Genomic DNA, 17,125 nt, shown 5'->3' on the forward strand with positions numbered 1-17,125 from the left:
GTTAATCTCCCATACTTAACCTGGTTTATGGTAAATTGCCCTCCAATTTGTTTAATTTGTAGATGATACGTTCAGATAATGTCTAATATTTGGTCAAAAGAAGAAACTCTGTGGAGTTTCGCGCTCTACGGCACAGCCGTTGGTGCAGGCACGCTCTTCCTTCCTATTCAGTTAGGTTCGGCAGGGGCTGTGGTCCTGTTTATTACTGCTCTGGTCGCCTGGCCTTTAACATATTGGCCACATAAAGCCTTATGCCAGTTCATCCTCTCATCAAAAACATCAGCAGGTGAAGGGATAACGGGCGCGGTAACACACTACTATGGCAAGAAGATTGGTAATCTGATTACCACGCTGTACTTCATCGCCTTTTTTGTCGTCGTGTTGATATATGCCGTGGCAATTACCAACTCACTTACGGAACAGCTGGCAAAGCATATGGTTATTGATCTTCGCATCCGTATGTTGGTGAGTCTGGGTGTTGTATTAATCCTGAATCTCATTTTTCTGATGGGACGCCATGCCACTATTCGGGTAATGGGATTTTTGGTATTCCCATTGATTGCCTATTTCTTATTTCTTTCTATTTACCTGGTCGGTAGTTGGCAACCTGATCTATTAACTACCCAGATAGAGTTCAATCAGAATACCCTTCACCAGATATGGATATCGATTCCCGTGATGGTTTTCGCCTTTAGCCATACGCCCATTATTTCTACGTTTGCCATAGACAGACGTGAAAAATATGGCGAACATGCTATGGATAAATGCAAAAAAATTATGAAAGTCGCTTATCTCATCATCTGCATAAGTGTACTGTTCTTTGTCTTTAGCTGCCTGCTTTCTATTCCACCTTCGTATATTGAAGCGGCTAAAGAAGAAGGGGTTACCATTTTATCGGCGCTTTCTATGCTGCCGAACGCCCCAGCATGGTTGTCAATTTCCGGGATTATTGTCGCAGTAGTTGCGATGTCGAAATCATTCCTGGGTACGTACTTTGGCGTTATTGAAGGTGCCACAGAGGTCGTCAAAACAACACTACAGCAGGTTGGTGTAAAGAAAAGTCGGGCATTTAACCGCGCACTATCAATTATGTTGGTATCGCTGATTACCTTCATTGTTTGTTGCATTAACCCGAACGCGATTTCGATGATTTACGCGATCAGCGGCCCGCTCATTGCCATGATACTTTTCATCATGCCTACGCTGTCAACGTATCTCATCCCGGCGCTTAAACCCTGGCGTTCCATCGGAAATCTGATTACGCTGATCGTGGGTATCTTGTGCGTATCGGTAATGTTCTTTAGCTAATATCCATTGTGAATGGTTCAAAATTGCTACAATTTTGAACCATTCCAGTTTTCATAATGTTCATTTGTTATAATTCCGCTCTATCACTTCTCTCGTCATATCCTAGTATTATCAGTTAGTTAAACACACAAAGAGATCTGAACATCTTAAATAAGACTATTTAAGATGCATAACTTAGATTCGCAAGATATCTTCTGGTCATTCAAAAACAATTTGCGATATAGATATTCTCATACCATGAGATAGTTATCTGAACCACCATCAACCAGGTAAGATTAAATCAGTGAAACATAATCATATTTAATAACGAGAAATGCATTTTTAAATGCTTTACTCAGAATTATAGCAAATTCAGATTAATCGCAATTTTTCCCAGCAAATTTACAAAATCATGGTGTATTGACATCATCAATAACCAATGAAATTATGCAATTATATACGGATAGGGAGGTTCTTAACATGGGGCTTTGTAGTCGTTATAAAAGTCTTACATGCAATAGTTGCTCAATGCATTGCCAAATAATGCCAGAAGAGTCACCGCGTTTGCAGTATTGCGCAAACTCGTGTTTTTGTATGTGGCCCGAAGAAAGTTCATATTTTAATCGTGGTGTGGTGGAAGGTATTTTAACAAAAAACCACAATGCGAGATTAAGCGGATATATTTTTGTCGATTTTTCAGTAAGTTTTTTACGTCTATTCCTTGAAAAAGACTGGATTGACTATCTTGCAAGTACTGACATGGGGATTGTTTTAGTCAGCGACCGAAATATGCAATCGTTAGCTAACTACTGGCGAAAACACAACTCTGCAATATCTGCTGTCATATATAATGATGATGGTCTTGATGTTGCCAACGAAAAGATCAGACAACTATTTATTGGTCGTTATTTATCATTTACCAGAGGGAACACATTAACTCAGATGGAATTCACCATAATGGGGTATATGGTTTCTGGTTATAATCCATATCAGATTGCTGAAGTTCTGGATATGGATATCCGTAGCATCTACGCGTACAAGCAACGAATCGAAAAGAGAATGGGTGGTAAAATAAACGAGTTATTTATTCGTTCACATTCGGTCCAACATTGATACTCAATAATCTGCCAGAATCATACTCTGCTTATACGGGCATCTATTGAAATGCCCGTATTTTACAAATAAGCAGTAACCCCAAGAGTAAACAACATGGTATTTAAAACCATCACACGAAAAATTCAGAAGCATTACGAAATATGAATTTACAAACAATAGTGGCATAAATGTTAATCATGTTAATTTACGTAAAGTTTTAGGTTGCGACATTAAAGCCTCATTTCAATCATTATGATAAATATAAAATTAATATATATTTATGCCGTAAATACCAATATACTTAGCAAACTATGTGATTTCCATTTCGATTGATTTAGTGTCTATTGACGTATGTACTGGATTATTAACGATAATATCGAGTTCTGGCCTGAGCACCGAAAATTAATATCGGTACATAACGCCGATCTTAACGTCGTTCTGACAACGCCAGCCAGTCGTTGTTTATCACTTCTACTTGAAGCTTTTCCTGATGTGGTTGCACAACAAGATTTTTTCACCAGAGTCTGGGAAGAAGAAGGTATGCGTGTGCCAACTAACACGTTATATCAGAACATATCCATTATCAGACGCGGATTTCGCGCTGTTGGTGATACCACCCACTCGCTTATTGCAACCGTGCCGAGAAGAGGATTCAAGATTCATAATGACATTAACATACAAAATCATGCAATAAACTCTTCAACAGACGCACATACACACAATGCCCCACCTGCCGTAAAAGGTAATGCGGGGTACAAAGAGAGCATTAGTGGCGCAAACAATTTCAATAACAAAATCCTCAAACATATAAAAAGTTATCTAATTATGTTGAGCATATTTGCTATAGGCGTATATTCTGCACATTGGCTATGGAATAATAATCAACCGAAGCCATTCTTCAAGGATTACAAGACTGTTGCGGAAATTAATGGCTGCCATTTTAATGTGACAGAAGATACAATTGATGGGTTGAAAGAGTTCGATAAATATAAGACACGGATACTGGATTCGGGGATTAACTGTAAAAAATATCCGTGGTTATACTTCCCTCTTGCAAAATCCTCACCAGGGATGATTGTTATGGCATGCAATAAAAACTATAACCAACATGAAGTGGCAGGCTGTTTAACCCTGTCTTACCGTGAGGTTAATCGTGATTGATTATAAAAAAAACTTATTATTTATTTTAGTTTTTATCAGTGGGTTTATTCTCTTCATTGTTTACTCTTATACTGCAGAAAAAATGATATATAATGAAACATGCACTGCAAATTGGGTAATTTTTAATGACAAGGGGCGAGCAAATCTTACCATCGACTTTATGTATAACAAAAAAAATAAAACAGGAACTGTTGCGTTGAGCGGAACCTGGCAACAGGGTAACAGAGAAAGTAAGTCAATACGGCGAAATATTGAATACACATGGATTGAAAACTATGACACAGCCCATTTAACATCAAAGAAAGTTAATAAATTTGAGATCATGGATCAAGTCGATGATGATAGACTTGCAGAACTTATTCCTGATTTTTATGTCTTTCCAGAAAAAAGTGTAAGCTATAATATACTAAAGCAAGGTAAGCATGCTTTTATTTTGAGTATTGGTAACAGAGCAATAATGCATTGTGCAAGGTAAACTTAAATAGATAACAAAAAGATGGAACCTCGTTAATCATAAAACAATAAAATTAAATATGCTTGTAGTATATGCCAGTATAAAGCATCAAAGTTTTGATCAACATCTTTCATTTTAGATATCACCTTGCAATGTAAAATATCATGTATCAACAACATCTGGTGCAAATCCATGAGTCGAACTCAACATTCATCTTAGCTCTATTATTATTCCTTCGTACAGTCGATGTAAACAATACAGAAAGAGGATTATTAAGAACCAGTTTACTTAGAGAATCAATAGAGGAAAGGACTAACGTTTCTTTAAAAGAATTGATTTCATCATCTGTTAAACTAAACTCATCATTGACAGATCGTGAGATATAACTGTTTTTAACTTTACTCTTTACGTTGACTTTACTGACAGAATTAACATTCACATATCTTGAATTTAGTGCCCATGATGTTGTTTGCGTGAGAACCTTCTCAGCATTAAGGAATTTTTTTAACGGAATCCTTGGTTTCTTTTTCGAGTCCGAATTTACAATATCATGCATATAGACCATTTCATGAATCTGCGAAAACTCAATGTCCATTATATACCTCACATTTTTACCGTGACTCGATGTTACTGTTCAATAATCACCTTCCATCAATACTAAATTTAATACCCCTAATGTGCCGATAACAAATATAGTCATTCTACGTAACGTCTCCATAAGGTGATAACCTTGATCAAATGAATTTCGAAAATAATAAAGGAAATCTTTTGAGATGTTTGTCACGAATAAAGCTATTTATGTTACCAATATCATTTCGAGTGTGCACACTATCTATCTGTTTTTTCAGGACATAAAAAACAACATGTAAGTTATGTAAATTGCCGATGCTACTAGGTAACATTATGGTAAAAAAAGTAAAAATGAGCGATTTTTGATAGAATAAAGCATGAGAAAAGGTGATATTTGACATTATCAGAAGCTGCGAATTCGGATTTTGCTCTAATCAAATGAGAGAAATGTAAAATGAAGCCACGAAATATTAATAATAGCCTACCACTGCAACCATTAGTTCCTGATCAGGAGAACAAAAATAAGAAAAATGAAGAGAAATACGTGAATCCAGTTAAAATTACGATGAGGTCTGGTTTAAATTATATTGAACAAGAATCTCTTGGAGGAAAATATCTAACACATGATTTGTCAATAAAGATAGCGGATATTTCTGAAGAAATAATTCAGCAAGCAATATTATCGGCTATGAGCATATATAAATTTCCGATAACAGATGATTTAATGAGTATGGCTACAAATGAACTCATAAAACTGGCCAAAATAGAGAATAATTTAGACCTGAATAAATTCTCTACTATATGCACCGACGTTCTATCCCCCCTCGTCACCAGACATAATAAAGAAAAAAAACCAGACGATTTACTACCCTTCGCAAAAATCCCCTTTTTAATTTTCATCGAAAAAATGGAAATTGATAATATGAATCAAGGTCATGCATATTAAGGCATTTATGAAATGTCGTAAATAAGATGACTAATAAGGTGAATATTAGCAAAACAACTAATGACATTATTGGTTTATAGTGGTCAGTATTTTTACTAATAATGAACCAATATACCCATAAGCAATACAAGCTTAAAACTCATAATTCAAAAAAGATAAATGCAAAAAAATAATGAGTCAATTAATAATAATTTAGCATCACGAAACACATCACAGAGGAATATTATGAACACAGATACACTTGAAATATTCAATAACAGTGATGAATGGGCAAGTCAACTAAAACACGCATTATCACAAGGAGAAAATCTGGCATTACTACATGGATTGACTCCTGATATCCTTGATAGAATATATGCATATGCATTCGACTACCATGAAAAAGGTAATATAACGGACGCAGAAATTTATTATAAATTTCTGTGCATTTATGCGTTCGAAAATCATGAATATCTAAAAGGTTTTGCATCAGTATGCCAGTCAAAAAAGAAATATCAACAAGCATATGACCTTTACAAACTAAGTTACAATTACTCCCCGTATGATGACTATTCAGTTATTTATCGTATGGGTCAATGTCAAATTGGGGCTAAAAATATCGATAACGCAATGCAATGTTTCTATCATATTATTAACAATTGTGAGGATGAAAGTGTTAAGAGCAAAGCGCAGGCATATATTGAACTCTTAACCGATAATTCAGAAGATAATGGCTAAGCATTACAATCATTTGGTTAAAATTGCTGGTTATAGTGCAGTTAACCACTATGACCATCTTCTCTTATGTTTTCTTAAATCAACATCTTAAAACAGTTAAGAACACACTATAAATTATTATTTTTCAACGCGTTAGAGAACAATCTATTTTATCAAAATTGAATAAGGCTATTTCAGATTACATCACTGAATTCCTAAGATAAATTAGTGAACACAACCATAGATATGTCGAATGTAAACTCCTATAGCATTAATGACACATAAATATGAATAGCCACAATTTCTATTGCTTATGCAGGATGCAAGAAACCAATTTTTTCATAGAGGTTAACTAATGGACTTAGAAAATAAATTTTCATATCATTTTCTTGAGGGATTAACGCTCACGGAAGATGGAATTCTTACTCAAGGAAATGAGCAGATTTATATTCCACCGAAAGAGTTAGGAGTATTGATCGTATTACTTGAATCCGCTGGTCATGTTGTCCTGAAAGATATGATCATCGAATCAGTATGGAAAAATATTATTGTAAGTGACGAGTCCCTGACAAGATGTATCTATTCTTTGCGCTGCATTTTTGAAAAAATTGGCTATGATCGTTGCATAGAAACAATCTACCGGAAAGGTTATCGTTTCAGTGGACAGGTTTTCAAAACTAAAAGAAATGAAGATAACACTTCAGACTATTCCATAGCTATATTTCCTTTCACCACTTCAGTGAATACCCTGGATCCATTAATACTTAATCAGGAATTAGTGCAAAACATTTCGAATAAAAAAATCGATGGCCTTTATACCTATCCGATGGCTGCGACAAATTTTTGTAATGATCACATATCGCAAAATTCATTCTTGAGAAGATTCAAGCCAGATTATTTCGTTACAGGAAGAATAAACCAGAATAACGCGGTGAAAACTTTATACATTGAACTGATCGACGCTAAAAATCTTTTCCTCATCGCCAGTAATCATCTTCCTGTTGATGAACTAAATAACACATCACAATTTATTATAGATAATATCCTTCAAACGGTACATAATCCAGAGCGATCTGTAAGATTAGCTAAATCAGATCAAGGTTACAAGAATCATTATTTATCAGATGAACTGTTGGCTGGTAAGAAAGAACTTTACGAGTTTACATCTGAAAGCATTTACAGGGCTATGACTATATTTGATGGATTACAAAATAAAAGTGATATACAGACGCTAAAAACAGAATGTTATTGTCTGCTAGCGGAATGCCATATGTCTTTGGCACTTCATGGAAAATATGAACTTGAACTTGCTGCTCAAAAAGCATTAGAGCTTTTACATTATGTATCAGACATAACCAATGTCGATGGAAAAATTTTAGCTATTATGGGACTGATAACTGGTCTGTCTGGACAAGCAAAAGTATCTCATATCTTATTTGAACAGGCTAAGATACACACTGGATTTGCCCCTATATTTCCAGACACCTGTTATCACTTAACCCATCACTGGCCCACTGCCGCAGATATTCCCGTGGCGAGCGATAACCCAGCGCACTATGCGGATGCCATTCGTTATAATGCTCGAACGCCTCTGCAAGGTTCTTTGCTGCCGTTAACCCGTCTGGTTTGGGCATGATACTGATGTAGTCACGCTTTATCGTTTTCACGAAGCTCTCTGCTATTCCGTTACTCTCCGGACTCCGCACTGCCGTGTTCTTCGGTTCAAGTCCCAACATCCTGGCGAACTGACGTGTTTCATTCGCCCGGTAGCATGAACCATTATCCGTCAGCCACTCCACTGGAGACGCCGGAAGCTCGCTGCCAAAGCGGCGTTCCACTGCTCCCAGCATGACGTCCTGTACTGTTTCACTGTCGAAGCCACCCGTTGTGACCGCCCAGTGCAGTGCCTCACGGTCACAGCAGTCCAGCGCGAACGTGACCCGCAGTTTTTCTCCGTTATCACAGCGGAACTCAAACCCGTCAGAGCACCATCGCTGATTACTTTCTTTCACAGCCACTCTGCCGGTATGTGCCCGTTTCGATGGCGGTACAGCGGGTTTTCGCTCAAGCAACAGCGCATTCTGGCGCATGATCCGGTAAACACGTTTGGCATTGATCGCAGGCATACCATCAAGTTCTGTTTGTCTGCGAAGCAGCGCCCATACCCGACGATAACCATATGTGGGTAGCTCTCCGATAACATGGTGTATACGGCGAAGCACATCCGTATCATCCGTGTGACGGCTGCGGCGGCCGTCCTTCCAGTCATCGGCTCGTCTGAGAATGACGTGCAACTGCGCACGCGACACCCGGAGACAACGGCTGACGAAGCTTACTCCCCATCCCCGGGCAATAAGGGCGCGTGCGCTATCCACTTTTTTGCTCGCCCATATTCAACGGCTTCTTTAAGGAGTTCATTTTCCATCGTTTTTTTGCCGAGCAGACGCTGGAGTTCTTTAATCTGCTTCATGGCGGCAGCAAGTTCAGAGGCAGGAACGACCTGTTCTCCGGCAGCCACAGCAGTAAGACTTCCCTCCTGGTATTGCTTACGCCAGAGAAATAGCTGGCTGGCTGCCACACCATGTTGCCGGGCAACAAGGGAGACCGTCATTCCCGGTTCAAAGCTCTGCTGAACGATAGCGATCTTTTCCTGTGTAGTACGCCGTCTGCGTTTCTCCGGCCCTAAGACATCAATCATCTGTTCTCCAATGACTAGTCTAAAAACTAGTATTAAGACTATCACTTAAATAAGTGATATTGGTTGTCTGGAGATTCAGGGGGCCAGTCTACACACAACTGATATAGCCTCTCTCTACTACTATAGAGCACTTGTCAATTTTCATAATGAAAGAATTGAAGAGGCAAGGATTTGTATAGACAAATCACTACAACTCGAACCCAGAAGACGAAAAGCAGTTGTGATAAAAGAGTGTGTAGATATGTATGTGCCTAACCCGCTCAAAAGCAACATGAAACTCTACTATAAAGAAACTTCGAGTGAAAGCCATCGAGTTATAATTGACAACATTTTGAAACTAAAGCAACTGACGAGAATTTGTATGCGATAAATCTTTATTGTCGCAATTTTATTGTTTAGATGCATGCAACTGGTTATGTAAACAACAGAGATGAAAACATCTAAGATAATTACCTTATTGCAATATATATCAAATACTCTAGATTAAAAAGTATTGTGTATAGGCTATTGGCCTGGACAAATAAAAAAGGGAACTTTATGACTAATCCAATCAATATGAATAATTTTTCTCAAAGTTTAAATATAGCAACCGCAACGGGTGATGAAGTCGTTTCATTAGATAAACACATCACCACCAGTACTACTGATACAGATCAAATACAAGCATTTATAGTTTCAACATGGATGGCATCTTTTCAAAATGATATGTATTCGAAAGATAATCCTATCTCTCCTTACTATGAACTGGAATGGTAGATAATTGACCACTTAAATGATTAACGAGATACTGAATATATTAGTATCTCGTTCCTTTCCTTCAATCCTACACATAAAAATATATGCGCTTACCCAAAGTTAAAATCTTATCCATCTTCATGTTTTCTATATTAATTACAAAAATGTCTTTCGCCAGTAGCGCTTGCTTTAATGAAGCAGGATCAATTTTCAGAATCGAACCAAATTTGATCAAAGCTATCGCTCTTGTTGAAAGTAATTTAAAAAATGATAGCATCGGCAAAAACAGGGATAAGAAAAACAATATAAAGAGTGTTGATTATGGTTTAATGCAGATAAACCAGATGCACATTCCCATGTTAAAAAAACGTGGAATAATAAAAGATGAACGAGATTTGTTAGATAACCCCTGTCTGAACATTAAAATAGGGACCGAGATTTTATATAATCATTTTTCACGTTGTGGGGTAACGTGGCAATGTCTGGGGACATATAACGCGGGTTTTGCAATGGAAAACAAAAAAAAGAGGCTGCAATATGCAAAAAAAATATATGTTGTATATACCAGACTTAATGAAATAGACAAGCGTAAGGCTTTAGCAAAATAAGCCTAAAGCCTCTTTTTTTTATATAGTGCAAACACCCATACGTAAAGCTGTTTTGATCAACTCGATACCACTGTGAACATCTAATTTCTTCATGATATTGAGTCTATGAGTTTCGACTGTTTTCCTGCTTAACTGCAAGAAATTAGCGATTTCTTTGTTTGTTTTTCCATCAGCTATGAGTTGTAGTATTTCAGACTCACGATTTGTAAGTTGATTATCAGAGGAATATCTTGAAGATATTTTTTCACAATCCATGTGTACACTATCAAAATAAGTGTAACCATTACTAATCGAATCAATAGCGCGATTTAGTTTTGCCGGGTGACTGGTTTTCCATACGCATCCTTTTGCACCGGCTTCAAGTAATTTTATTGAATCAATATACGGCATTTTTGCTACAAATGTAATAATATGAGCATCTATTTTATGCGATTTAACCCATTTAATGAGTTCGGACCCCATCATTCCACCTGCAAATTCTCCTAAAATAAATATTTGGGCTGCAGATTTGTTACACTCCGCGATAGCTTTCTTCAGATCTTTATAGCCCCCAACAACCTCATATAAATCGGGATAATGTCCGAGAAATCCAATTATCCCATCAATCATAAACGGCTGCTGATCTGAAACTACAATTTTAATCTTTCCCATATATTCATCCTGAGTGTAAATGCTATAACGCATTCATTTATAATCATCCCTTCCATTATTATTATAAGCAAAATCCAAAGAATACATTGATGAAATAATAATGAAATATAATTAATAATAAAATTTTTGCGTAAGCAGAATAACACCCGTTTTGAAAAATCATTAGGCGTTTAAAATATTAGAATTAGATTATATTCAAGTCATTAAGCCGGAGACAGTGATCTATAAGTCCTCTGGGGTCGTCAAATCAGAATTATTCATAGCCAAAGAATCTATTTCACACATTCTTTCAACTAAATAATGTCTGGCATGTTCACAGATTTCATTAACCTTGTCAGGGGAAAAACAGTGATTGCTAATTAAATATTGCTCACAATTATCCACAAATTCCTGCGGACTAAATTCAGCAATAAATTGATCTGTAAAAAAAACAAAACGTTTGTCATCATGATATGAAATATGGACATTCCATATTGACTTGTCGACAAAATATGACTCTACTTCAATAGACTTATCTTTGAAACTGGTAGGTATATAGAGATTTAAAGGGCCTGATATTGACGGTAATTTTGTTACCCAACTTTCAAAAATTTTGATAAAAACTTCAACTTCCTCTGAAGATTTTAACAATATGCTCTTCAGATCGTTTATCATATTTATTCTGTTTTTTTCTAATTCTGAGCTCAGCAAACTTATCAAGGGTATAAAATTATCCATCACATCAATAATGCCTTTCGCATAGCCATCATAATAACCTTGAATAACTTTTTCTTCTCTCTTTTCCTCAATACTCTGAATTTTTGCGGTGGTTTCAAGAAGGATCTGTTCTTTTAGAGAAACTATTTCTTTCAATCCATCAGAAATTATTCTTTTAATCACAACACCATTTGCAGGAGAGTTTATCAAGCTCATCTCTATTTTTTTTCGCATAAAATGTAATTCTCTCCAAAAGAGTAGACGCAAGTGGTAACGGCAATTGTATGTGGTCAACAAAATCAGGAAATAATAAATTAAATCGTTGCTGCATTGCCAACGGTTGTTGCCTTAGATAGGGCAACAACGTTGAAAAACCACATGTGATGATATTCTGATAGTTAACGATACCAGGTTTATATCGTGCCTTTTCATTTATTTCCACCGGTATAGCTGATAAATAATTCCTTAGCACATCAGGAACCTTGTAAAAAAATCCGCGTTCTGCAAACCTTTCTCGATAAAAGTGACAACCACTGAGTAAACAGATCAATGGAAATAATTTCCAATTGTTTATGTAGTAAATAAGTGAACTATTCAGACTGAAATGCTCAACTGAAAGATTGTACTGTAGGAGTATCATTTCATTGGTAATAGATCTAAGTACCGGATTGCTAATACGTGCATTATTCAAACTTACTCGTTGGGGATGAATATAACTAATTGGATCATATATAATTTTTCTTAGGGCAAGATTCATAACGTTCTCATATGTCTACTTATTTTTTAACCTGATTAAATTAGTTATAATAGCCCTGTACTTCCATAACAGCCAGCAAGTCGCAATGGACATTAATGCAAGTAAGATAGAAACCGGCATAGTCTTATCATAAGCAAAAATAGGTTCGTTAATTTCATATGTTGGTGCTTGTTCAATAATATCTCTTCGTTTTGACAATACGACTGAAATATTCTCATATTGTACGCTTGCAAAGCTATTAACAATAAATCTCTTAATGTCATTTATTTTTATTTCTGGATTGATATCTTTTTCATATACAGCAAGTACAGAAATATGAATTGGTAAAGCAGTTTTGCCACTATCACCTGTATCAACATCGTAACTAACATGTACTCTTGAAGAAACAATGCCATCCATAATTTTGAGAGATTGCTCTAAACGCTGTTCAATAGCAGAATACAATCTTGCTTTTTCCGCTCGTGGAGAGGAAACGAGTGCATCTGCAGGGAACATCTGCGATATTTGAATATCAGGCTTACCCGGGAGATTGTAGATTTTTAGCCAATCCACCGCAGAAGCAAAATCCGTTGGTTCTACATAGATTGAAAATCCAGTTTTGCCTTGATCCTTCTTCTCAGCATTAATATTATGTCTTTGTAAAACAGCAAGGACATCATTAGCTTGCTGTTGATCAAGATGGTTCAGTAATTCCTGCTGCTTGCAACCGCACAACAGCAGGATAAACAAGAATAATGATATATATTTCATGAGCGAGTCAACGTCTCAACTGCAGCGACAATTTTTCTTGCTAATGTTCCCACCAATGAAACCTCGACATTATAATTAAGCACATGATCCTGCAAGACTAATAATTTTTCAGGAGTTAACCCCTTTTTATCAGACCTTAATGCTTGTAACGCATTTTGCTGCCAATTTTCAGTTTGTACCGCATAGTTGGCAAAAGCGGAGATCATTTTATCATCCGGGTTATCAAGATTGAGAACCCGGTCATTTAAATCAATAACTTTCGCTTGCTGTATTTCACGAGCAGCTGATTGCTCAGCTCTATCAATAGGTGGCATATTGCTTACTGACATAATAAAATCCTTATCCAGTTTAGCGGAAGTTTTGTATGATTGCCGAATCAAGATCTTTATACGCTTTTACAACGTTAGATTGCGCATTTCGATATAATGTATACTCAGCTAATGCACTCTGATATTCGGCAAGGAATTTCGGGTCGGAAGGATTGGTTGCTAAATCCTCCAACGCCTTTTCAACTTGTTGGTTCAGATCATCAACGCCCTGATCAAATTGTTTGCTGATATCCATAATATAACCATTCCAATCTGCCATAAGTCCTCCTCAATTATTCCTGAAATGTCCACTTGCTACCTTGAGACTTCTCGAATCGGTTATCTCCGTAGCTAAATGAACTATTATTTTTATCCTGATTTTTCAAATTCACATTAAATCTTACATATTGTTTACCCCATTGTTTATAATATTCGTCGACATAGTTATTAATTTTATTTAATTCACTGTCGCTTAACGTACCAATGATATTGAAATATACATTGTTAGCTGTTTTATATTTTTCATAAGAAAGACCTATTGCCGACAATGTTTCAATTGCCTGACTTTCCAATACATTATCATCTAATACCGCAATACTTATATTGCTGGCATATGGCATAGTTTGCAGTAATCCTTTAATAAGATTATCGATTAGTTGCTGTGTGATAGCATTCCGTTGCTTACTCACTGTCAGTCTTGGATTACTGGCATCTAATAGCTGTAGTTTAAAATATTGTAGATCTGGGAAATTATCAGCAAGCCATGAAAAAATTCGTATCGATTCATCATCAGGATTTATCACCCGTACTGGCTTTCCTGGTTGATTTTTTTCCAGTGCTTGTTTGACCCAGACAGCTTCATCCAAACTATTGGTATTGATATAGATGACATGATCCCTACCATATAAAATTTCATAATTTCTATTTTTGTTTACAAGAATTTTATCGATATGTCTCAGCTGCGGATCATTACTGGCATTAACAATATAAAAAGCTATAAAAATGATAGCAAAAAGAAAAAATAGCGTTACATATTTAAACAGCGTACTTCTAAAGAAATGTTGTCTTGTTGAAGTAATGTTATTTTCAACAATACCTGGTATTGAATACTGCCAAACTTCATTTTTTACTTTTACAGCAAATTTGAGGCCTAAAACTTCTATTTGCTGATTCAATGTTAACGTTCTATCTTCAGATTCTTGTGCTGTTAATTCTCTGATTGTTACAACCAGATCAGGGTCTGTAGTGATTATTACCTCAAAACTGCCTGTAAGCTCTCCATAAGGAATGACTATCGTATTCTCTGGTAACTCAGAAAAAGAATCACTTCTTCCTAACGAAACATCATTACCAACGATAACGAGTACACGCCCATTAAGTATTTCATACTCGCATCCATTCAATGGTCCGCTCAATAAACGAATGGCATAAGATTCCAATAAGTCTTGTGATAAGAATTTATCATTATTTTCCATGAATACCACCCGCTAATTCCATAAGCTCTAGTTTAGAGTAGTGTAACAAGACGGAAATTTCATGACCAAATTATGATGACACACAATAAAAAGATTATAATTTTCGAGAACCATTTTAAATTCCTACATACATAACTTTATTTGCAATTTAAGGTATACACCCTATTCCCTCATTGATATGCAAATATAACAATTACCATTATTTTAAATTTTACACGTAATATTTACCCTAAATGATTTTAGAGTGCAGGTTGGCATATGCAAGTCTTTTCCAGTGATGTCTACTTCACTGTAGGCACTAATGCATTATTAGCATCCCAAAAGGAATATTACAGCGATTTGGTTGCGTTGGTTGATCTTGGACATTCGTTCGTTGTAATTGATGAGCACCAACATCGAAATCTCAAACCAAATACAGAACCTGTAAACACCCTTTTGAGCAACAATTTCATCAGGATCAATAAGAATATTACATTATCTGATTTAACGCATTTTCTGGTTTCGAATCTTCATACACAAAATGTGTATTCCACTCAAGAACCACTTACCCATGATGAGATAGATATCCTGCGGTTATGTGTTTCTTATTCGTTAAAACAAATAGCCATTATCAAAGGAATTGATTATAAAACAGTATCATATCACAAAATAAGAGCCCTAAATAAACTTAACATAAAAGGTACTGTTGAGTTGTTTATAGCACTCTGTGAATGGGATAAACATTATTTTAAACTCCAATCTTGCATAAGAGAAAGTTGATATGTCATTAGTAAGATATAATAGTAAAATCATAATAACTGTCGCGCTGATATCGTTGCTCTCTGCATGCACCAGAGAAAATTCATTAAAGGAGAATCAAAATAAAAGAAGTGGCGAATCCCAAGCGATAGTAGATGCAAGACAGTTCTTTAGCGAACACCCGGAATATATATCTTCAGCAGAACTGGAGCAAAAGCTATATCGCGAATTTGCACAGGTTACTACAGTTCCAGCTTATAAAGAGATGAGTATGTATCAATTGCTTCTCATTTCGCAAGATCGTTTAACTCATTAAATAATGAATCTACACGCTTTTTGCGTGTAGATTATTTTTAAATATCTGACTACGATAGAAATTAATTTATTCAATTATTATCTTTATTCTCGATTTCTGTGTCTTCACCCTCAATGAATTTATCTTCTGAAGAGAACTGTTCATCTGGAACAGGTTGTCCGGCATTCTCCACATCTTCAAGCCACAGCAGAAGACGTAATATTTCATCTATATTTTCGAAGCTCACATAATCGTAGCGACGATGGGTAGCATAAATTTTTCGTGCTAATTTTTTATCTGTAATAATTGGTATCCCGATTTCCTTTGCATATTTCCTTACGGCTAATGCTACCTCATTAGTTTCTCTTACAGAAATCAATGGGATAGGTGACAGATGTGGCTTAAAGTATATCCCTATGGCAATGTGAGTAGGGTTGGCAATCATCAAACGGCTATTACTGACATCAGATTTCAATTGCTCAGAAAGAATTTCTTGATGGCGCTCTCTGCGTTTAGACTTAATTTCTGGACTTCCTTCTTGTTCCTTGTATTCTCTTTTAACTTCTTGTTTATCCATTTTCATATCTTTCATAAATAAAAAATATTCAGCGATAAAATCAAAAATTAAGACAATTATCATACTGCCGAGACAATACAGTATGAGAAGGAATAGCATCTCTCCCCAATCTGATAATAAAGAAATGATATCTCCATCAAGAGTTTTAAAAAGCAGTGATTTATGGTTACTCCAAAATAATTTGATCGCCAATGCAAAAAAAATAATATAAAGTATTGCTTTAACAAATTCTTTTACGGTTTTTAAGCCAAATATACGTTTTAAGCCATTTACTGGATTTAATGAATCAAACTTAAACTTAATAGCTTCAGTTGCTAATTGCATTTTACTTTGAAACCATGAAACAAGTATTGTTGTAAACATACAAACCAGCAAAAAAGGAATGATCGTTTTCAACCAACCTATCCCCATAGCTTTAAAACAGTCCCAAATATCCGGTTTAGCGTTATGATCAAGGATGTATTCAAGAATCGACATAATGTGATGCACATCAAATACATATCCGAGATATAAAGTACCCACAAGCATTATTACAGAGACTGTTAAGTCTCTACTTTTTAGAATTTGACCTTTTTTAGAAGCATCCTGGAGTTTCTTTTGTGTTGGCTTTTCAGTTTTATTTGCCATG

Annotated in this window: 21 protein-coding genes and 2 pseudogenes; 12 read left to right on the top strand and 11 right to left on the bottom strand. The window is 35.9% G+C overall.

Annotated elements, in window-relative coordinates; translation table 11 throughout:
• The first annotated feature begins 78 nt into the window (after positions 1-78).
• The 4 genes from G434_RS14350 to yqeJ all read left to right on the top strand — a co-directional run bounded on the left by G434_RS14350 (position 79) and on the right by yqeJ (position 4,018).
• On the top strand, positions 79-1,308 hold the full coding sequence (locus G434_RS14350; RefSeq protein ID WP_000065942.1) for an amino acid permease: 1,230 nt from the start codon (positions 79-81) through the stop codon (positions 1,306-1,308).
• Between the two features lie 459 nt (positions 1,309-1,767).
• On the top strand, positions 1,768-2,400 hold the full coding sequence (locus tag G434_RS14345; RefSeq protein ID WP_001305805.1) for a helix-turn-helix transcriptional regulator: 633 nt from the start codon (positions 1,768-1,770) through the stop codon (positions 2,398-2,400).
• Positions 2,401-2,733: 333 nt separating this feature from the next.
• Positions 2,734-3,543: a winged helix-turn-helix domain-containing protein gene (locus G434_RS14340; protein WP_001305806.1), complete on the top strand. Its 810-nt coding sequence runs from the start codon at positions 2,734-2,736 to the stop codon at positions 3,541-3,543.
• A complete protein-coding gene (gene yqeJ, locus G434_RS14335; RefSeq protein WP_000568330.1) occupies positions 3,536-4,018 on the top strand; it encodes a protein YqeJ in 483 nt (160 codons plus the stop codon). The genes G434_RS14340 and yqeJ overlap by 8 nt, the downstream gene beginning before the upstream one ends.
• A gap of 32 nt (positions 4,019-4,050) precedes the next feature.
• On the opposite strand, the gene G434_RS29080 is transcribed toward yqeJ, so the two are convergent.
• Positions 4,051-4,131: a hypothetical protein gene (locus tag G434_RS29080; protein ID WP_072132081.1), complete on the bottom strand. Its 81-nt coding sequence runs from the start codon at positions 4,129-4,131 to the stop codon at positions 4,051-4,053.
• A 35-nt stretch (positions 4,132-4,166) separates the two neighbouring features.
• Positions 4,167-4,592 (bottom strand): protein YqeK, encoded by a 426-nt coding sequence (gene yqeK, locus G434_RS14330; RefSeq protein ID WP_000350603.1) that lies wholly within the window; start codon positions 4,590-4,592, stop codon positions 4,167-4,169.
• Between the two features lie 429 nt (positions 4,593-5,021).
• Between yqeK and G434_RS14325 the strand changes: the two genes are divergently transcribed.
• From G434_RS14325 to ygeH, 3 genes and pseudogenes are all read left to right on the top strand, one after another.
• Complete coding sequence (locus G434_RS14325; RefSeq protein ID WP_000804519.1) at positions 5,022-5,513, top strand: hypothetical protein; 492 nt, start codon at positions 5,022-5,024, stop codon at positions 5,511-5,513.
• A gap of 225 nt (positions 5,514-5,738) precedes the next feature.
• On the top strand, positions 5,739-6,230 hold the full coding sequence (locus G434_RS14320; RefSeq protein ID WP_001090785.1) for a tetratricopeptide repeat protein: 492 nt from the start codon (positions 5,739-5,741) through the stop codon (positions 6,228-6,230).
• Between the two features lie 334 nt (positions 6,231-6,564).
• Positions 6,565-7,668 (top strand): annotated as a pseudogene (gene ygeH / locus G434_RS14315) (HilA family transcriptional regulator YgeH); the annotation flags it as partial.
• A gap of 10 nt (positions 7,669-7,678) precedes the next feature.
• Here ygeH and G434_RS14310 read toward each other — a convergent pair.
• A protein-coding gene (locus G434_RS14310) for an IS3 family transposase (protein WP_106378881.1) occupies positions 7,679-8,907 on the bottom strand; the annotation gives its coding sequence in 2 pieces (ribosomal slippage) (positions 7,679-8,592 and positions 8,592-8,907; 1,230 coding nt in all).
• 82 nt (positions 8,908-8,989) lie between these two features.
• Between G434_RS14310 and G434_RS27430 the strand changes: the two are divergent.
• From G434_RS27430 to G434_RS14295, 3 genes and pseudogenes are all read left to right on the top strand, one after another.
• Positions 8,990-9,277: pseudogene (locus tag G434_RS27430) on the top strand (transcriptional regulator); the annotation flags it as partial.
• Positions 9,278-9,444: 167 nt separating this feature from the next.
• Positions 9,445-9,663, top strand: coding sequence for a hypothetical protein (locus tag G434_RS14300; RefSeq protein WP_000184106.1), 219 nt, complete (start codon positions 9,445-9,447; stop codon positions 9,661-9,663).
• An 83-nt stretch (positions 9,664-9,746) separates the two neighbouring features.
• A complete protein-coding gene (locus G434_RS14295) occupies positions 9,747-10,250 on the top strand; it encodes a lytic transglycosylase domain-containing protein (protein WP_001239202.1) in 504 nt (167 codons plus the stop codon).
• 18 nt (positions 10,251-10,268) lie between these two features.
• Here the strand turns inward: G434_RS14295 and G434_RS14290 are convergent, their stop codons facing one another.
• The 7 genes from G434_RS14290 to G434_RS14270 all read right to left on the bottom strand — a co-directional run bounded on the left by G434_RS14290 (position 10,269) and on the right by G434_RS14270 (position 14,887).
• Positions 10,269-10,901: a LuxR C-terminal-related transcriptional regulator gene (locus G434_RS14290; RefSeq protein WP_000516283.1), complete on the bottom strand. Its 633-nt coding sequence runs from the start codon at positions 10,899-10,901 to the stop codon at positions 10,269-10,271.
• A gap of 222 nt (positions 10,902-11,123) precedes the next feature.
• Positions 11,124-11,831 carry a hypothetical protein gene (locus tag G434_RS29085; protein WP_001227543.1) on the bottom strand — a complete coding sequence of 236 codons (708 nt, stop codon included), beginning with the start codon at positions 11,829-11,831 and terminating at the stop codon, positions 11,124-11,126.
• Positions 11,773-12,354, bottom strand: coding sequence for a type III secretion apparatus protein OrgA/MxiK (locus G434_RS27435; protein WP_001322789.1), 582 nt, complete (start codon positions 12,352-12,354; stop codon positions 11,773-11,775). The genes G434_RS29085 and G434_RS27435 overlap by 59 nt, the downstream gene beginning before the upstream one ends.
• Before the next feature lie 15 nt (positions 12,355-12,369).
• On the bottom strand, positions 12,370-13,104 hold the full coding sequence (locus G434_RS14285) for an EscJ/YscJ/HrcJ family type III secretion inner membrane ring protein (protein ID WP_000875226.1): 735 nt from the start codon (positions 13,102-13,104) through the stop codon (positions 12,370-12,372).
• Positions 13,101-13,433, bottom strand: coding sequence for a type III secretion system inner rod subunit SctI (gene sctI / locus G434_RS14280; protein WP_000116710.1), 333 nt, complete (start codon positions 13,431-13,433; stop codon positions 13,101-13,103). The genes G434_RS14285 and sctI overlap by 4 nt, the downstream gene beginning before the upstream one ends.
• A 19-nt stretch (positions 13,434-13,452) precedes the next feature.
• Positions 13,453-13,692, bottom strand: coding sequence for a type III secretion system needle complex protein (locus G434_RS14275; protein WP_000796272.1), 240 nt, complete (start codon positions 13,690-13,692; stop codon positions 13,453-13,455).
• A gap of 13 nt (positions 13,693-13,705) precedes the next feature.
• On the bottom strand, positions 13,706-14,887 hold the full coding sequence (locus G434_RS14270) for a PrgH/EprH family type III secretion apparatus protein (protein WP_001309707.1): 1,182 nt from the start codon (positions 14,885-14,887) through the stop codon (positions 13,706-13,708).
• A 258-nt stretch (positions 14,888-15,145) separates the two neighbouring features.
• Between G434_RS14270 and G434_RS14265 the strand changes: the two genes are divergently transcribed.
• Together G434_RS14265 and G434_RS14260 are read left to right on the top strand one after the other, a co-directional pair.
• Positions 15,146-15,646, top strand: a complete 501-nt coding sequence (locus G434_RS14265) for a helix-turn-helix transcriptional regulator (protein ID WP_001195865.1) — start codon at positions 15,146-15,148, stop codon at positions 15,644-15,646.
• A gap of 1 nt (position 15,647) precedes the next feature.
• Positions 15,648-15,941: an invasion protein gene (locus tag G434_RS14260; protein ID WP_000060690.1), complete on the top strand. Its 294-nt coding sequence runs from the start codon at positions 15,648-15,650 to the stop codon at positions 15,939-15,941.
• A gap of 70 nt (positions 15,942-16,011) precedes the next feature.
• On the opposite strand, the gene G434_RS14255 is transcribed toward G434_RS14260, so the two are convergent.
• A complete protein-coding gene (locus G434_RS14255; RefSeq protein WP_016239067.1) occupies positions 16,012-17,124 on the bottom strand; it encodes an EscU/YscU/HrcU family type III secretion system export apparatus switch protein in 1,113 nt (370 codons plus the stop codon).
• Between the last annotated feature and the right edge of the window lies 1 nt (position 17,125).

Origin of the sequence: Escherichia sp. KTE172 (assembly GCF_000408845.1) — a bacterium.
Classification (GTDB): domain Bacteria; phylum Pseudomonadota; class Gammaproteobacteria; order Enterobacterales; family Enterobacteriaceae; genus Escherichia; species Escherichia coli.

What these genes read in the sequence shown, in the direction of transcription:
- G434_RS29080 (WP_072132081.1), bottom strand. Translation starts at nt 4,131, where the DNA reads ATGAAAGATGTTGATCAAAACTTTGATGCTTTATACTGGCATATACTA.
- G434_RS14290 (WP_000516283.1), bottom strand. Translation starts at nt 10,901, where the DNA reads ATGGGAAAGATTAAAATTGTAGTTTCAGATCAGCAGCCGTTTATGATT.
- G434_RS29085 (WP_001227543.1), bottom strand. Translation starts at nt 11,831, where the DNA reads ATGCGAAAAAAAATAGAGATGAGCTTGATAAACTCTCCTGCAAATGGT.
- G434_RS14270 (WP_001309707.1), bottom strand. Translation starts at nt 14,887, where the DNA reads ATGGAAAATAATGATAAATTCTTATCACAAGACTTATTGGAATCTTAT.
- G434_RS14295 (WP_001239202.1), top strand. Translation starts at nt 9,747, where the DNA reads ATGCGCTTACCCAAAGTTAAAATCTTATCCATCTTCATGTTTTCTATA.
- G434_RS14255 (WP_016239067.1), bottom strand. Translation starts at nt 17,124, where the DNA reads ATGGCAAATAAAACTGAAAAGCCAACACAAAAGAAACTCCAGGATGCT.
- G434_RS14260 (WP_000060690.1), top strand. Translation starts at nt 15,648, where the DNA reads ATGTCATTAGTAAGATATAATAGTAAAATCATAATAACTGTCGCGCTG.
- G434_RS14285 (WP_000875226.1), bottom strand. Translation starts at nt 13,104, where the DNA reads ATGAAATATATATCATTATTCTTGTTTATCCTGCTGTTGTGCGGTTGC.
- G434_RS14320 (WP_001090785.1), top strand. Translation starts at nt 5,739, where the DNA reads ATGAACACAGATACACTTGAAATATTCAATAACAGTGATGAATGGGCA.
- G434_RS14325 (WP_000804519.1), top strand. Translation starts at nt 5,022, where the DNA reads ATGAAGCCACGAAATATTAATAATAGCCTACCACTGCAACCATTAGTT.
- G434_RS14345 (WP_001305805.1), top strand. Translation starts at nt 1,768, where the DNA reads ATGGGGCTTTGTAGTCGTTATAAAAGTCTTACATGCAATAGTTGCTCA.
- G434_RS27435 (WP_001322789.1), bottom strand. Translation starts at nt 12,354, where the DNA reads ATGAATCTTGCCCTAAGAAAAATTATATATGATCCAATTAGTTATATT.
- G434_RS14350 (WP_000065942.1), top strand. Translation starts at nt 79, where the DNA reads ATGTCTAATATTTGGTCAAAAGAAGAAACTCTGTGGAGTTTCGCGCTC.
- G434_RS14275 (WP_000796272.1), bottom strand. Translation starts at nt 13,692, where the DNA reads ATGGCAGATTGGAATGGTTATATTATGGATATCAGCAAACAATTTGAT.
- G434_RS14340 (WP_001305806.1), top strand. Translation starts at nt 2,734, where the DNA reads ATGTACTGGATTATTAACGATAATATCGAGTTCTGGCCTGAGCACCGA.
- yqeK (WP_000350603.1), bottom strand. Translation starts at nt 4,592, where the DNA reads ATGGACATTGAGTTTTCGCAGATTCATGAAATGGTCTATATGCATGAT.
- sctI (WP_000116710.1), bottom strand. Translation starts at nt 13,433, where the DNA reads ATGTCAGTAAGCAATATGCCACCTATTGATAGAGCTGAGCAATCAGCT.
- G434_RS14265 (WP_001195865.1), top strand. Translation starts at nt 15,146, where the DNA reads ATGCAAGTCTTTTCCAGTGATGTCTACTTCACTGTAGGCACTAATGCA.
- G434_RS14300 (WP_000184106.1), top strand. Translation starts at nt 9,445, where the DNA reads ATGACTAATCCAATCAATATGAATAATTTTTCTCAAAGTTTAAATATA.